This is a genomic window from Pseudomonas frederiksbergensis, from assembly GCF_000802155.2.
GTDB lineage: Bacteria > Pseudomonadota > Gammaproteobacteria > Pseudomonadales > Pseudomonadaceae > Aquipseudomonas > Aquipseudomonas frederiksbergensis_A.
Genome location: NZ_JQGJ02000019.1, coordinates 46,698 through 61,580, shown reverse-complemented (window position 1 = coordinate 61,580; position 14,883 = coordinate 46,698). Strand labels below are relative to the sequence as shown.

Genomic DNA, 14,883 nt, shown 5'->3' with positions numbered 1-14,883 from the left:
ATGGCGGTCAAGGCAGTAAAAACCGACGTCTATACGTGGGAAGGCAAAGACCGCAAAGGCACGAAAATGTCCGGCGAACTGACCGGCCAGAGCCCGGCACTGGTCAAGGCACAGCTGCGTAAACAAGGCATCAACCCGGGCAAGGTTCGCAAGAAATCCACGTCGATATTCAGCAAGGGCAAGCGCATCAAGCCGCTGGACATCGCGCTGTTCACCCGCCAGATGGCGACGATGCTCAAGGCGGGCGTGCCGCTGTTGCAGGCGTTCGACATCATTGGCGAGGGCTTCGACAATCCGAATATGCGCAAATTGGTGGACGAGGTGAAACAGGAAGTCGCCGCCGGCAACAGCTTCGCCGCCTCCCTGCGCAAATGCCCACAGTATTTCGATGAGTTGTATTGCAACCTGGTGGACGCCGGCGAGCAAGCCGGCGCCCTGGACACGCTGCTGGACCGCGTCGCGACCTACAAGGAAAAAAGCGAAGCCCTCAAGGCCAAGATCAAGAAAGCCATGACCTATCCTGCCGCGGTGATCGCTGTCGCGGCGGTGGTCACGAGCATCCTGCTGATCAAGGTCGTGCCGCAGTTCGAGTCGGTCTTCTCAGGCTTTGGCGCAAAACTACCGGCTTTCACGCTGATGGTCATCGGCCTGTCGGAGTTCCTGCAAGAATGGTGGTGGGTATTGCTGGGCGGGCTGGTGGGGGGATTTTTCGGTGTCAAGCAGGCGCTCAAGCGCTCCCAGGCCTTTCGTGATTGGCGAGACAAATGGCTGCTCAAGCTGCCCTTGGTCGGCGCCTTGATGTACAAGTCCGCCGTGGCTCGCTACGCCCGTACGCTGTCGACGACGTTCGCCGCCGGCGTGCCACTGGTCGAAGCCCTCGACTCTGTGTCGGGCGCCACTGGCAACGTGGTGTTCAAGCGTGCCGTGCAACGCATTCGACAGGATGTCTCGACCGGCATGCAGTTGAATTTCTCGATGCGTACGTCCGGCATTTTCCCGAACCTGGCAATCCAGATGACCGCCATCGGCGAAGAATCCGGCGCGCTGGACGACATGCTCGACAAGGTGGCAAGTTTTTATGAAGCCGAAGTGGATAATCTGGTGGACAACCTCACCAGCCTGATGGAACCCTTCATCATGGTCATCCTGGGGGTGGTCGTCGGCGGCCTGGTGGTTGCCATGTACATGCCCATCTTCCAACTCGGCTCTGCGATCTGACATGCCCTTGAGCGAATTCTTCGTGCTTTACCCCTTGGCGTTCGTGCTCACCGCACTGCTGCTTGGGCTGATCATCGGCAGTTTCCTGAATGTGTTGGTGTGGCGCCTGCCGAAGATGCTCGACCGCGAATGGCGCCTGCAAGCCCAGGACCTGCTGGGCCTGCCGGCGCAAGCCCCTGGTCCGGTCTACAACCTGATGCTGCCCCATTCCCAATGTCCCCATTGCGGTCACCGTATCCGGGCCTGGGAAAATATCCCGCTGTTGAGCTACCTGATGCTGCGCGGCCGCTGTTCAAGTTGCGCCGCGCCCATCGGCAAGCGTTACCCCCTGACCGAACTGGCCTGCGGCGCGCTGTCGGCGTTCCTTGCCTGGCATTTCGGCTTCGGCTGGCACGCCGCGATGGCGATGGTGCTGAGTTGGGGCCTGCTGTCCATGAGCCTGATCGACGCCGAGCACCAACTGCTGCCCGACTCCCTGGTCTTGCCGTTGTTGTGGCTGGGGCTGATCGTCAACAGCTTCGAGCTGTTCGTCTCGCTGCACCAGGCATTGTGGGGCGCGGTGGCGGGTTATCTGGCGCTGTGGTCGGTGTTCTGGGTGTTCAAGCTGATCACCGGCAAGGAAGGCATGGGCTACGGCGATTTCAAGCTGCTGGCGATGCTGGGCGCCTGGGGTGGCTGGCAAATCCTGCCGCTGACACTGCTGCTGTCTTCGCTGGTGGGCGCTGTCGTCGGCGTCATTGTGCTGCGCATGCGGGACGCCCCGACATCGACACAGATCCCCTTCGGCCCCTATCTGGCGATTGCCGGCTGGATTGCGTTGCTCTGGGGTGGTCAAATAACCGACTTCTATTGGCAGTCAGTCGGTTTCTAATGAGCAGCCCTTTGAAAAAACCCTGGATTCTCGGCCTGACCGGTGGCATCGGCAGCGGCAAGAGCGCGGCAGCCCAGCACTTTATCGACCTGGGCGTGCACACGGTCGATGCCGACCATGCGGCGCGCTGGGTGGTCGAACCTGGACGTCCGGCACTGGAAAAGATTGCCGAGCACTTCGGTCCTGGCGTGTTGCAGGCAGACGGCACGCTGGATCGGTCGGCGCTGCGCACGCTGATCTTCGAGGATGCCGATGAGCGCCGTTGGCTCGAAACGCTGCTGCATCCGCTGATCGCCGACGAAATCGCCCATCACCTGGGCCAGGCAAAATCACCCTATGCGATCCTGGTATCACCGCTGTTGATCGAGTCGGGACAATACGCGATGACCCAGAGGATCCTGGTGATCGACGCGCCTGAACGACTGCAGGTCGAACGCACCTTGCAGCGCGACCAGACCAGCGAACAGCAGGTCCAGGCAATCCTCAAGGCCCAATCCAGCCGCCAGGACCGCCTGAGCCATGCCGACGATGTGCTGGTCAACGACCGCGACCTTGCCTGGCTGCACAGCGAGGTCGAACGCCTGCATCACTTTTACCTTACCTTGCGTGGAGGCCAACCATGAGCCAACCCCCAATCGTCGATTGCCCAACCTGTGGCGCCCCGGTTGAATGGACCCCTGAGAACAAATTCCGGCCGTTCTGTTCAGATCGCTGCAAGCTGATCGACCTGGGCGCCTGGGCGTCGGAAGAACACAAGATTCCCGTGGCCACGGATGCCGAGGATGAGTTGTTCAGCGAAGACTTCAATCCTCGCTCCCACCATTGATTCCTCAGGGCCGCATGAAACCGTAATCCTGGTTATCGTCGAGATTCTCCGCCAGGAAACTCAGCTCATCGGCCAGGTCATCCACACTGCGGACGGTCTTGCTCTGCTGCACGATGGCACTGAGCAAGGCCCGCAGGCTCAAGCCCGGATCGAATCCGATTTCCATCGCTGCATCGTGGCTACGCCGGATTTCCTGCCTCGCCCACTCATAAACACTCATGTTGGCACTCCTGAAAGTTTTCCAAAGCATGAAGGGCGGCAGGCGGCGCAGCCTTGACGTGAATCAAGGCTTGTCGTCATCGTTCCAGGGCGCCGACAGATAGCGCGTGCGGTTGAAAGTCTCGAGCCATTCTGGGCTGAACACCACCAATGCGCTGACCACCATGCCGTTGATGAAGGCCTCGGGGAAGATGATCAGCCAGAGGTAGCCAATGAAATCCTCCAGCCAGTAAGGCATGACGAAAATGCCGTCATGCCAGAGCAGGCCCAGCCCCAGCAGCAGGCACACCAGCGCCGAAAGCGCGGCCGCCAGGAAACCGGAACAGAAGATATACACAAACAAATTGCGCGGTTGGGCACGCTCCACCAGGATTGCGCAGCATTCGGTGATCAGCACCGGCAAGAGAATCAACAGCGCGCCATTGATGCCAACGGCTATCAAGTCCTGGCGCCCCAACAGCACCAGCGCAAGCTGGGCGATAAGCCCGCCAAGAATCGCCAGCGGCCAGTCCAGCAGCAAGGTGACGGCGGTCAGGCCGATGAAGTGATACGAGACGCCAGTGTCGAAGTCGCGTCGTACCAGCCACAACATGAACAGGGCGAACACCGTACCAAACAGCAGGTGCTGACGGCGGCTGTCGGTAAACAGCTCGACCCACGGCGCGCGCGCCACCGCCCAGGCTATCGCCGGCACATAGATCAGCCAGCCAACCGCCAGGGTTTGCGGCGAGAGCAACTCGGCACCGATCATCGATCAACTCCTTTGGCATGCCCTTGCATCAGAGACTCCGTGGCCGCCCTGAGATTCAAGCCGGCAGTCTACACCTGCGCGCTTGGGCGCCATTAATCAACGCAACGCTTTGGGCTTGTAGCAATTGAACGCTAAGCTTGGGCTCATGGATGACTCCGATTATTTACGCCTGCTGACCATCGCGGCCGAGCAAGCCAACGCCTTCCTCTCCAACGCCCGCAAATGGGAGCGTGAGCGTTGGGTCTGCCAGCGCCTGCTGCAAGGGCTGAACGTGCCTTATCGCGCCGATGAGTTCGCCCCCGCTGGTGAGCCGCCAGACGTGTTGTTCCGCGATGCGAATTTCGAAGTGTTTTTCGTGCTCGATGAAGGCCGCCGCCTCAACGACGAGTGGCGCGACGAATTGCAGCGTCGCCGCAGTGCCTTTTCCCTGAGCCAGTTGGTGCGGCGCGAGGCCAAGCCCCGGCGGATTCCGGCCAATGAGTTCCTGATGAGGCTGGCACCGACCCTGCGCAAGAAAGCCCACAACTACACCGAGCGCGGCATGGACCTGGGGGAGCTGGACATCATCGCGTTCGCCAGTCTCAAGCGCGAAGTCCTGGACCTCAACAGCCATTTCCCGCCCCCGACCGAATACCTGCGCCAGGGCTGGCGCTCGTTGTCGCTGGTTGGGCCGACCTTCGCCCGGGTACTGTTCGCCCACCCCGATGCACCTGATTTCCTGCGGGGCAACCTGGGCCGCAGCATCGTCTTCGATGTGGGGATCAGTCTGTGAGCCCATTGCAGGAATTGATCGCCGCTGTGCCACAACAAGGTCGCGTGCGCTGGATCGGTGTGCGTCCCCAGGGCCATGCGCCGATGATCGAACTGGACGCCGTGGAGGCGCGCCTGGAGGCCGGATTGACCGGCGACCACGCCCGCCCCGGCATTCGCAATGCGCGGCAAGTGACGTTGATTCAATGGGAGCACCTGGCCGTGATCAGTTCACTGATGGGCCGTCCCGAGGGTCAGCCGGTGCAGCCTCAAGAACTGCGGCGCAATATTGTAGTGAGCGGGATCAACCTGTTCAGCCTCAAGGGCCGGCGTTTTCGCATCGGCCAGGCGATCTTCGAAACCACCGGCTGGTGCCAGCCCTGTGCACGACTGGAACGAAACCTCGGCGAAGGCACCTTCCAGGCCGTACGCGGCCATGGCGGAATTACCGCGCGGGTGCTACAAAGCGGAATCATTCGCCTGGATGACAGCCTTTGCGTCGAACCTGTCCCGGCGAGCGGCTACGCTAATTTCAATGCCGGATAGCCGGACGCTGTAACGTCTTCACATTCCGCAACGTCTACCTGACGAGGCCAATATGACCAGCCGCCTGAACCCAGATGACCAGAAGCATGTCGAAGAGTACCTGCAACTGTCCCAGCACCGAGTCGAGCGCCGGCCTTTCCGGCCGTGGATGCTCCTGGTGGTGGTACTGGCCATCACGATTGGCCTGGGCCTGTTGAGCCGATTGATCAGTTACCTGACGCTATGAGCCGCTTTTTGTCATCGACGCTCGCACAGGTAACGGCACCGAATTCCTTTAGCCTTGCGAGATATCCCCATGACTCATCGTATTGTCATCGTTGGCGGCGGCGCCGGCGGTCTGGAGTTGGCTACCCGTCTGGGTAAGACTCTGGGCAAGCGTGGTACGGCCAGCGTAATGCTGGTCGACGCGAACCTGACCCACATCTGGAAACCGCTGCTGCACGAAGTCGCCGCCGGTTCCCTGAACTCCTCCGAAGACGAACTCAACTATGTCGCCCAGGCAAAATGGAACCACTTCGAGTTCCAGCTCGGGCGCATGAGCGGTCTGGATCGAGAGAACAAAAGAATCCAACTGGCCGCCACCTATGACGAGGCGGGCGTAGAACTGTTGCCGGCCCGGGAACTGGGCTACGACACGCTGGTGATCGCGGTGGGTAGCACCACCAACGATTTCGGCACCGAAGGCGCGGCGCAACACTGCCTGTTCCTCGACACCCGCAAACAGGCCGAACGCTTCCACCAGCAATTGCTTCACCACTACCTGCGTGCCCATGCAGGGCAGACCGATGTCATCGAGCGCATCAGCGTCGCCATCGTCGGAGCGGGCGCGACTGGCGTCGAACTCGCGGCCGAGCTGCACAACGCCGCCCACGAATTGCATGCCTACGGCCTGGACCGGATCAAACCGGAGAACATGCACATAACCCTGATCGAGGCGGGCCCACGGGTCTTGCCGGCCCTGCCGGAACGCATCGGCGGGCCGGTGCACAAGACCTTGGAAAAGCTCGGCGTCAACGTGATGACCAATGCCGCCGTCAGCCAAGTGACCGCCGACAGCCTGATCACCGCGGATGGCAAAGTGATCGGTGCAAGCCTGAAAGTCTGGGCGGCCGGGATTCGCGCGCCAGAATTCCTCAAGGAGATCGATGGGCTGGAGACCAACCGGATCAACCAGTTGCAAGTGCTGCCGACGCTGCAGACCACTCGCGACGAAAACATCTTTGCCTTCGGCGATTGCGCCGCCTGCCCACAACAGGGCAGCGACCGCAACGTTCCGCCACGCGCCCAGGCCGCGCACCAGCAAGCCTCGCTGCTGGCCAAATCGCTGAAGCTGCGGATCGAAGGCAAGGCCCTGCCGGCATACAAATACACCGACTACGGCTCGCTGATCTCGCTGTCGCGCTTCTCGGCGGTGGGCAACCTGATGGGCAACCTGACCGGCAGCGTGATGCTCGAAGGCTGGCTGGCGCGGATGTTCTATGTCTCGCTGTATCGCATGCACCAGATGGCACTGTATGGCGTGTTCCGCACGGCGATGCTGATGTTGGGCAGCAAGATCGGGCGCGGGACCGAGCCGCGGCTGAAGTTGCACTGAGGCATCCATCGCCTTCGTCGGAACGCGGCGGCACCGTCAGTACTTGGTTTCAATCAAACCTGAAACCGCTGCACCATCGTGCGCAACGAATTCGCCAGTTGTGACAGCTCATGGCTGGACGCACTCGTCTGGTCCGCCCCGGTGGCCGAGCGCACGGACAGATCACGAATATTGACCAGGTTGCGATCCACCTCACGGGCCACTTGCGCTTGCTCCTCGGCGGCGCTGGCGATCACCAGGTTGCGTTCGTGGATCTGGTGCACTGACGCGGTAATGGTCTGCAATGCCTCGCCCGCCCGTTCCGCCATCGCCAACGTGCTCGCCGCGCGGCTGGAGCTGGCCTGCATGGAGTCGAGCGCCTGGGTGGCGCCGTTACGCATGCCTTGGACCATCTGCTCGATTTCCTGGGTCGATTGCTGCGTGCGATAAGCCAAGGCTCGCACTTCGTCGGCGACCACCGCAAAACCACGACCGCTCTCCCCCGCCCTGGCCGCTTCGATGGCCGCGTTCAAGGCCAGCAGGTTGGTCTGCTCGGCAATGGCCCGGATCACATCCAGCACCTTGCCGATGTCCTGGGACTGGCTGGCCAGTGACTGCACCAGGCCGCCTGTAACCTGCACGTCATCGGCAAGCGCGCTGATGGCCTCGACGGTGTCGCTGACCCGCTCCTGCCCCAACGTCGCCGACTCGCTGGATAGACGGGTGGCGTCGGAGGTGGAAACGGCGTTGCGCGCGACTTCCTCAACGGCGGTGGTCATCTCAGTGACGGCAGTGGCGGCCTGTTCGATTTCAGTGTTCTGCTGTTGCAGGCTCTGGGTGCTGTCGAGCGTGACCGCATTCAGCTCATCGGCAGCGGTCGCCAGTTGAGCCGCAGAGCCACTGATGCTTTGCAAGGTCTGACGGAGGTTCTGCTGCATCGTGGCCAAGGCCTTGAGCAAACGACTCACTTCATCGTTGCCATGGGTCTCGATCGGGCGGGTCAAGTCGCCACGTGCTACGTTCTCCGCCGCGTTCACCGCCTCACCCAAGGGCTTGACGATACTGCGGGTCAGCAGCATCGCGAGGACGACCGTCGCCAGGGCGGCCAGCACGACGAACAGGCTGACGATCATCCGCGAGTTGACGTAATGCTCCTGGGATTTCTGGCTCTCGATCGACACCTGCCTGGAGAACAATTGCGCCAGATCATTGAGCTGCTTGCCCGACCCGTCCACTACGGTCTTCATGTCCACCAGCAACAGCTTGATCAGCTCATCCCGACGCCCCTGCTCGGCCAAGGTGAACGATTGGGCAATGCCCGAACGGTAGGCGGCAAAGGTCTGCTTGAACTGGTCGTAGAGCGCCTTGCCTTCCGGCGTGATGACCAGCTTGTCGTAACTGGCGATCTTTTCGCTCAGTTCTTTGTCGCGGGTATCCATCTGGCCGCGATACACCGGGATATTCTTCGGGTCCTGGTCCAGGGCCATGCGCAGGGAAATGGTGCGAATGCGCAGCATCAATTCGCGAATTTCGTCACCGCCACGGATGCTGGGCAGCCATTGGGTTTCCACCGCGACCTCGCTGTCGCGGATGCTCGACATCTGTCCCAGCGCAAATACCCCGAGCAGCGCCACCAGTACGGCGATCAAGGCAAAACCCAGCGCGGCGCGGCGGGCGATATTCAATTGGCGAAGGAACATGACGGGCGCCTTTTATTGTTGTTGGCCTGAAGGAGGGCGATCGATACGTGCCCTGTCGGCGGGTTATCGGCAGGTTGTACGACGACTTGAAGCCATCTGCTTTTTCGCGGGCAAAAAAAATCCCCGTATCTTTCGATACGAGGATTTTTAATATGGTCGGGGTAAGGGGATTCGAACTCCTGACATCCTGCTCCCAAAGCAGGCGCGCTACCGGACTGCGCTATACCCCGGTAAAAAAAGGCGACCTTCGCAAGTCGCCTTCCTCGATCAGCGCTTTTGGCCTCTGATCTTAAGATTCGATTCCAGCGAACTGGTTTCAAAAATGGTGGGTCGTGTGGGATTCGAACCTACGACCAATTGGTTAAAAGCCAACTGCTCTACCAACTGAGCTAACGACCCAAATATGGTCGGGGTAAGGGGATTCGAACTCCTGACATCCTGCTCCCAAAGCAGGCGCGCTACCGGACTGCGCTATACCCCGATTGAAATGGCTCCGTGACCAGGACTCGAACCTGGGACCCAATGATTAACAGTCATTTGCTCTACCGACTGAGCTATCACGGAACTGATATTTCAAGTTACTGCAATTTACCGCTACAGCGTTGAAGCTTGCTTCAACCTCTTCGACCCGTCTGCATCGCTGCGTTCGTGTGTCTGAGGCGCGCTATTCTACAATCTTCAAAACCTCTGTCAACCCCTTAAATTGCTTTCAAGACAATGATTTGCAACTTATTTTAGGTTCCTTCCCGGAGAGAAGTCGCCCTTGGGGTGACGTACTGCGGGGCGCACTTTACAAGTCTTTTCCTTTGAGTTCAACGGCCTGATGAAAAAAATGGCCTCGCAAGGCGAGGCCATTCCAATATCCGGCTGTGCCGGCCTTCAGTTGAAGACGATTTCGTCGTTTTCCACGGTACCGGTCACGGTTTCGCCCGGCATGAAGCGCCCCGACAGAATCAACTGCGCCAACGGGTTTTCGATCCAGCGCTGGATCGCTCGTTTGAGCGGCCGCGCGCCGTAGACCGGGTCGTAACCCACCGCGATCAGCTTGTCCAACGCCTCGTCGCTCAGTTGCAGCTTCAGCTCGCGCTCGGTGAGGCGGCTGCGCAGGCGACCCAGCTGGATCTCGGTAATGCCGGCGATCTGATCGCGAGCCAGTGGCTCGAAGATCACCACTTCGTCGACGCGGTTGATGAATTCCGGCCGGAAGTGCGTAGAGATCGCGTCCATGACCGCAGCACGTTGCGCCTCGCGGTCACCCACCAGTTCCTGGATCTGCGTAGAGCCCAGGTTGGAGGTCATCACGATCACGGTGTTGCGGAAGTCCACCGTGCGCCCGTGGCTGTCGGTCAGGCGACCGTCCTCCAATACCTGCAGCAGGATGTTGAACACATCCGGGTGAGCCTTCTCGACCTCATCGAGCAAGATCACCGAGTACGGCTTGCGACGCACGGCCTCGGTCAGGTAACCGCCCTCCTCGTAGCCGACATAGCCCGGCGGTGCGCCGATCAAGCGAGCCACGGAATGCTTCTCCATGAACTCGGACATGTCGATGCGCACCATCGCCTCCTCGGTATCGAAGAGGAACTCGGCCAGCGCCTTGCACAATTCGGTCTTACCCACACCGGTCGGGCCGAGGAACATGAACGAGCCGCTCGGACGGTTAGGGTCCGACAAACCGGCGCGGGACCGGCGCACGGCGTTGGACACCGCCACCACCGCTTCTTCCTGGCCAATCACACGCTGGTGCAACAGGCTTTCCATTTTCAGCAGCTTGTCACGCTCGCCCTCGAGCATCTTCGAGACCGGAATGCCGGTCCACTTGGACACCACTTCGGCGATCTCTTCCTCGGTGACCTTGCTGCGCAGCAACTGGTTTTCGCTCTTGCCGTGCTGGTCGACCATTTGCAGGCTGCGCTCCAGGTCCGGGATCACCCCGTACTGCAGCTCGGCCATGCGGTTGAGGTCGCCTTTGCGACGAGCCGCTTCCAGTTCCTGGCGGGATTGTTCGATCTTTTGCTGGATCTGCGCAGAACCCTGGACCTCGGCTTTCTCCGAGTTCCAGATTTCCTCGAGGTCGGAATACTCGCGCTCGTGACGAACGATTTCTTCCTGCAACCGCTCCAGACGTTTTTTCGCCGCTTCGTCGCTTTCTTTCTTCAAGGCCTGGGATTCGACCTTGAGTTGAATCAAGCGCCGCTCCAACCGATCCAGCACCTCAGGCTTGGAATCGATTTCCATGCGGATGCGGCTGGCGGCCTCATCGATCAGGTCGATGGCCTTGTCCGGTAACTGACGGTCAGTGATGTAGCGATGGCTAAGCTTGGCCGCCGCGATGATCGCGCCATCGGTGATCGCGACCTTGTGGTGAACCTCGTAGCGCTCCTTCAGGCCCCGCAAGATGGCGATCGTGTCTTCTTCACTCGGCTCATCCACCAGCACTTTCTGGAAGCGCCGCTCAAGTGCAGCGTCCTTCTCGATGTACTGGCGATACTCATTGAGCGTGGTCGCACCGACACAATGGAGCTCGCCGCGGGCCAGCGCGGGCTTGAGCATGTTGCCAGCGTCCATCGAGCCCTCGCCCTTGCCGGCGCCGACCATGGTGTGCAATTCGTCGATGAACAGGATGATCTGCCCTTCCTGCTTCGACAGTTCATTGAGCAGGGCCTTGAGCCGTTCTTCGAACTCGCCCCGGTACTTGGCGCCGGCGATCAAGGCCCCCATGTCCAGGGACAACAGGCGTTTGCCCCGCAGCCCATCGGGCACTTCACCGTTGATGATGCGCTGGGCCAAGCCTTCGGCAATGGCGGTCTTGCCCACGCCGGGCTCGCCGATCAGTACCGGGTTGTTCTTCGTGCGCCGTTGCAAGACCTGGATGGTGCGACGGATCTCATCGTCACGGCCGATCACCGGGTCGAGCTTGCCTTCCTCGGCGCGCTTGGTCAGGTCGACCGTATATTTATCCAGGGCCTGACGGGCTTCCTCGTGGTTAGGGTCGTTGACAGCATCGCCGCCACGCAGGTTATTGATCGCATTTTCCAGGGCTTTCTTGCTCACGCCTTGGCCGAGTAGCAACTTGCCGAGCTTGCTGCTCTCGTCCATCGCGGCGAGCAGCACCAGTTCGCTGGAGATGAACTGATCGCCCTTCTGCTGGGCCAGCCGGTCGGCCTGGTTGAGCAGTCGCGCCAGGTCCTGGGACATGTTCACGTCACCGGTCGGATTCTGGATTTTAGGGAGTTGGTCAAGTTCCTTGGCCAACTCTTTGCGCAGGCTGTTGACGTCAAAGCCCACTTGCATCAGCAGCGGCTTGATGGAGCCGCCCTGCTGCTCGAGCATGGCTTGCATCAAGTGCGCCGGTTCGATACTGGGATGGTCCAGGCCGACGGCCAAGGACTGGGCGTCGGACAAGGCCAATTGTAATTTGCTGGTTAAACGGTCGATACGCATGGGTCACCTTCCTTTTGAGCAGGCCGGACCTAAGAAACATCCTGAATGAAGAAACCTGCCAGATACCGCTATAGATGTGGCCGATTCTGGAAGATTCAAGCAGCGCGCTGTTGATACAGATCAGGGAAGTCTAGCGTTCGAGCCAGATCAAGGAAGCGAAGCGACCGGTGCGGGCGTTGCGCCGGTAGGAAAAGAAGCGTGGGTCGCTCACTGTGCACAAGCCGCCACCGTACACGGCGGTAATGCCCCGTTCCGCCAGGCGCAGGCGCGCCAGTGCGTAGATATCGGCCAGGAACTTGCCGGCGTTGTGGCTGGGCTGGAAGGCCCGCTCTGCGTCGGTATGCTGCGCAATAAATGCTTCGCGCACTTCCGGCCCGACTTCGAACGCTTGCGGACCGATGGCCGGGCCGAGCCAGACAAGGGTTTCATCCGCTGGTAACGCGAGGCTGTCGAGGGTGGCTTCCAGCACACCGCTTGCCAACCCGCGCCAACCGGCATGGGCCGCCGCGACCCGGGTTCCGGCGCGGTTGCAGAACAATACCGGCAAGCAGTCCGCCGTCATTGCCGTGCAAGCGATGCCCGGCGTGGCGCACCAGCTCGCATCGGCGGTGGCGACCCGAGTAGGATCCGCCTCGACCACGTCAATGCCATGGACTTGCTGCAACCAAGCCGGAGTGATCGCGAATTGATCGGTGAGGCGGCGACGGTTTTCGGCCACGGCCGAAGGGTCGTCGCCGACATGATCACCCAGGTTGAGGCTGTCGAACGGCGCCAGGCTGACGCCGCCCTCGCGGGTGGTGACGCAGGCCTTGACCCGGGCTGGCGCGGGCCAGTCGGGCATCAGCCAGTCATTCATCCGATGAACGCCTCGCGGTCCTGCTTGAGCAACGTCAGCAGCCAGACGAAATCATCCGGCAGCGGCGATTCCCAGCTCATGCGCTTACCGGTCGTCGGGTGATCCAACTCCAGGAAACGCGCGTGGAGCGCCTGGCGCGGGAAATTCTTCAGCGACTCGACCATGGTCTGGCTGGCAGCCGGCGGAATACGGAAGCGACCACCGTAGGCAGGGTCACCGACCAATGGGAAATTGATGTGGGCCATGTGCACACGGATCTGGTGGGTCCGCCCGGTTTCCAGCTTGACCCGCACGTGGGTGTGGGAACGGAAGCGTTCAAGCACGCGGTAATGGCTGACCGCCTGCTTGCCACCTTCCATCACCGCCATGCGCTGGCGTTGCTGGCCGTGACGGCCGATCGGCGCGTTGATCTTGCCACCGGCGGTGACCACACCGATCACGATGCATTCATAGATGCGGCTGACACTCCGGCTTTGCAGCTGTGTGACCAACTGTGTCTGCGCCTGGATGGTCTTGGCGACCACCATCAGGCCAGTGGTGTCCTTGTCCAGGCGATGCACGATACCGGCGCGCGGCACGTTGATGATGCCAGGCACATGGTGCAACAAGGCGTTGAGCAACGTACCGTCGGCATGACCGGCCGCCGGGTGAACCACCAGACCCGCAGGCTTGTTGATCACCAGGATGTCGTCGTCTTCATAGACGATGTCCAGTGCAATGTCCTGGGCGACCCATTCTCCCTGGGCCTCCTGTTCGGCGGTCAGCTCGAGGATGGCGCCGCCATGGACGATGTCGCGCGGACGGATCACCGCCCCGTCCACTGTCAGGCGACCGTCCTTGATCCAGGCGGAAAGGCGCGAGCGAGAGTGCTCGGCGAAGAGTTGGGCGGCGACTTGATCGAGGCGTTGGCCGCCCAATTCGGACGGCACCTCTGCGCGAAGTTCTATTTTATCGGACATGCTCGGACTGGGCGTCGGCACAGCCTTTGGTTTCGGCTGCGCGCTTGTGGTTAAATACGGCGTCTTTTGCCCCGAGGCTTTTCAACGGGGCGCTCATCATAACAGGACGGCCCCGCCCAAGACAGCGGCCGTCATAGGGACGCAAGCCGCCATGCAAGTGAAACACCTGCTGCTGATCGCCATCCTCGCATTGACTGCTGCTTGCTCGTCGAAGGAAGTCGTAGACGAAAACCTGAGCGAAGTCGAACTGTACCAACAGGCGCAGAACGACCTGGACAACAACAGCTATACCAGCGCCACCGCCAAGCTCAAGGCGCTGGAGTCGCGGTATCCGTTCGGTCGCTACGCCGACCAGGCCCAGCTGGAGTTGATCTACGCCAACTACAAGAACGCCGAGCCGGAAGCTGCCAAGTCCGCCGCCGAGCGCTTCATTCGTCTGCATCCGCAGCACCCGAACGTCGATTACGCCTACTACCTCAAGGGCCTGACCTCCTTCGACCAGGACGTCGGCCTGCTGGCGCGCTTCCTGCCGCTGGACATGACCAAGCGTGACCCGGGCGCCGCGCGCGACTCCTACAACGAGTTCGCCCAGCTGACCAGCCGCTTCCCCAACAGCCGTTATTCGCCGGATGCCAAGCAGCGCATGATCTACCTGCGCAACCTGCTGGCTTCCTACGAAATCCACGTGGCTGATTACTACCTGACTCGCCAGGCCTACGTCGCCGCCGCCAACCGTGGCCGCTACGTGGTGGAAAACTTCCAGGAAACCCCATCGGTGGGCGACGGCCTGGCGGTGATGACCGAAGCCTACCAGCGCCTGCACCTGGACGACCTGGCGGCCACCAGCCTGGAAACCCTGAAGCTGAACTACCCTGACCACCCTTCCCTGGTCGACGGCCAGTTCACCCCACGCGTCGCCGAAGCCGACAACCGTTCGTGGCTGAGCAAGGCGACCCTGGGCCTGATCGAGTCCCGTCCTCCGCTGCCGCCGGGCGAAACCCGCGCCAACCAGGACGTCCAGCGTCAGTTCCAGGACGCCAAGGAAGCCATCCCGGACGAGCTCAAGCCAAAAGATGAAAATGGCGACGCGATCGAGGAAGAAGAACCTGAAAGCGAGTCCAGCGACCGCTCCTGGCTCAGCTACATGACCTTCGGCCTGTTTGACTAAGA

The 14,883-nt window shown here is 61.0% G+C and carries 15 protein-coding genes and 4 tRNA genes; 9 read left to right on the top strand and 10 right to left on the bottom strand.

The features are described from left to right. From JZ00_RS24675 to yacG, 4 genes are read left to right on the top strand one after another with little or no spacing between them, the layout of a single operon-like run. A complete protein-coding gene (locus tag JZ00_RS24675) occupies positions 1–1,218 on the top strand; it encodes a type II secretion system F family protein (RefSeq protein ID WP_039593870.1) in 1,218 nt (405 codons plus the stop codon). A 1-nt stretch (position 1,219) separates the two neighbouring features. Continuing rightward, positions 1,220–2,089 carry a prepilin peptidase gene (locus JZ00_RS24670; RefSeq protein ID WP_039593871.1) on the top strand — a complete coding sequence of 290 codons (870 nt, stop codon included), beginning with the start codon at positions 1,220–1,222 and terminating at the stop codon, positions 2,087–2,089. After that, positions 2,089–2,712, top strand: a complete 624-nt coding sequence (gene coaE, locus JZ00_RS24665; RefSeq protein ID WP_039593872.1) for a dephospho-CoA kinase — start codon at positions 2,089–2,091, stop codon at positions 2,710–2,712. Before JZ00_RS24670 ends, coaE begins: the two co-directional genes overlap by 1 nt. Continuing rightward, positions 2,709–2,915, top strand: coding sequence for a DNA gyrase inhibitor YacG (yacG, locus tag JZ00_RS24660; protein WP_039593873.1), 207 nt, complete (start codon positions 2,709–2,711; stop codon positions 2,913–2,915). The genes coaE and yacG overlap by 4 nt, the downstream gene beginning before the upstream one ends. Positions 2,916–2,919: 4 nt before the next feature. Here the strand turns inward: yacG and JZ00_RS24655 are convergent, their stop codons facing one another. Both JZ00_RS24655 and JZ00_RS24650 read right to left on the bottom strand, forming a co-directional pair. Further along, positions 2,920–3,135, bottom strand: a complete 216-nt coding sequence (locus JZ00_RS24655; protein ID WP_039593874.1) for a hypothetical protein — start codon at positions 3,133–3,135, stop codon at positions 2,920–2,922. Between the two features lie 63 nt (positions 3,136–3,198). After that, positions 3,199–3,885, bottom strand: coding sequence for an energy-coupling factor ABC transporter permease (locus JZ00_RS24650; protein WP_039593875.1), 687 nt, complete (start codon positions 3,883–3,885; stop codon positions 3,199–3,201). Between the two features lie 145 nt (positions 3,886–4,030). Between JZ00_RS24650 and JZ00_RS24645 the strand changes: the two genes are divergently transcribed. The 4 genes from JZ00_RS24645 (at position 4,031) to JZ00_RS24630 (ending at position 6,775) form a co-directional block, all read left to right on the top strand. Beyond that, the gene (locus JZ00_RS24645) at positions 4,031–4,657 is read left to right on the top strand and encodes a DUF1780 domain-containing protein (protein ID WP_030140261.1); all 627 of its coding nucleotides are present in this window, start codon (positions 4,031–4,033) and stop codon (positions 4,655–4,657) included. After that, positions 4,654–5,181 (top strand): MOSC domain-containing protein, encoded by a 528-nt coding sequence (locus JZ00_RS24640; RefSeq protein ID WP_039593876.1) that lies wholly within the window; start codon positions 4,654–4,656, stop codon positions 5,179–5,181. Before JZ00_RS24645 ends, JZ00_RS24640 begins: the two co-directional genes overlap by 4 nt. A 52-nt stretch (positions 5,182–5,233) precedes the next feature. Then, on the top strand, positions 5,234–5,407 hold the full coding sequence (locus JZ00_RS24635) for a DUF3094 family protein (RefSeq protein ID WP_039593877.1): 174 nt from the start codon (positions 5,234–5,236) through the stop codon (positions 5,405–5,407). A 69-nt stretch (positions 5,408–5,476) separates the two neighbouring features. Then, positions 5,477–6,775 carry an NAD(P)/FAD-dependent oxidoreductase gene (locus JZ00_RS24630; RefSeq protein ID WP_039593878.1) on the top strand — a complete coding sequence of 433 codons (1,299 nt, stop codon included), beginning with the start codon at positions 5,477–5,479 and terminating at the stop codon, positions 6,773–6,775. Positions 6,776–6,828: 53 nt separating this feature from the next. Here the strand turns inward: JZ00_RS24630 and JZ00_RS32165 are convergent, their stop codons facing one another. From JZ00_RS32165 to rluD, 8 genes are all read right to left on the bottom strand, one after another. After that, the gene (locus JZ00_RS32165) at positions 6,829–8,454 is read right to left on the bottom strand and encodes a methyl-accepting chemotaxis protein (RefSeq protein ID WP_039593879.1); all 1,626 of its coding nucleotides are present in this window, start codon (positions 8,452–8,454) and stop codon (positions 6,829–6,831) included. A 153-nt stretch (positions 8,455–8,607) separates the two neighbouring features. After that, positions 8,608–8,684, bottom strand: a tRNA-Pro gene (locus JZ00_RS24620). A 93-nt stretch (positions 8,685–8,777) separates the two neighbouring features. Next, positions 8,778–8,853 (bottom strand) — tRNA-Lys (locus tag JZ00_RS24615). A gap of 5 nt (positions 8,854–8,858) precedes the next feature. Next, positions 8,859–8,935, bottom strand: a tRNA-Pro gene (locus JZ00_RS24610). A 7-nt stretch (positions 8,936–8,942) separates the two neighbouring features. Beyond that, positions 8,943–9,018: transfer RNA gene (locus JZ00_RS24605), tRNA-Asn, on the bottom strand. Positions 9,019–9,333: 315 nt separating this feature from the next. Beyond that, on the bottom strand, positions 9,334–11,898 hold the full coding sequence (gene clpB, locus JZ00_RS24600; protein ID WP_039593880.1) for an ATP-dependent chaperone ClpB: 2,565 nt from the start codon (positions 11,896–11,898) through the stop codon (positions 9,334–9,336). Between the two features lie 130 nt (positions 11,899–12,028). Then, positions 12,029–12,754, bottom strand: coding sequence for a peptidoglycan editing factor PgeF (gene pgeF / locus JZ00_RS24595; protein WP_039593881.1), 726 nt, complete (start codon positions 12,752–12,754; stop codon positions 12,029–12,031). Beyond that, positions 12,751–13,713: a 23S rRNA pseudouridine(1911/1915/1917) synthase RluD gene (gene rluD, locus JZ00_RS24590; protein WP_039593882.1), complete on the bottom strand. Its 963-nt coding sequence runs from the start codon at positions 13,711–13,713 to the stop codon at positions 12,751–12,753. Before rluD ends, pgeF begins: the two co-directional genes overlap by 4 nt. A 151-nt stretch (positions 13,714–13,864) precedes the next feature. Here rluD and JZ00_RS24585 point away from each other — a divergent pair, with 151 nt between their 5' ends. Continuing rightward, on the top strand, positions 13,865–14,881 hold the full coding sequence (locus JZ00_RS24585; protein ID WP_039593883.1) for an outer membrane protein assembly factor BamD: 1,017 nt from the start codon (positions 13,865–13,867) through the stop codon (positions 14,879–14,881). Positions 14,882–14,883 lie beyond the last annotated feature (2 nt).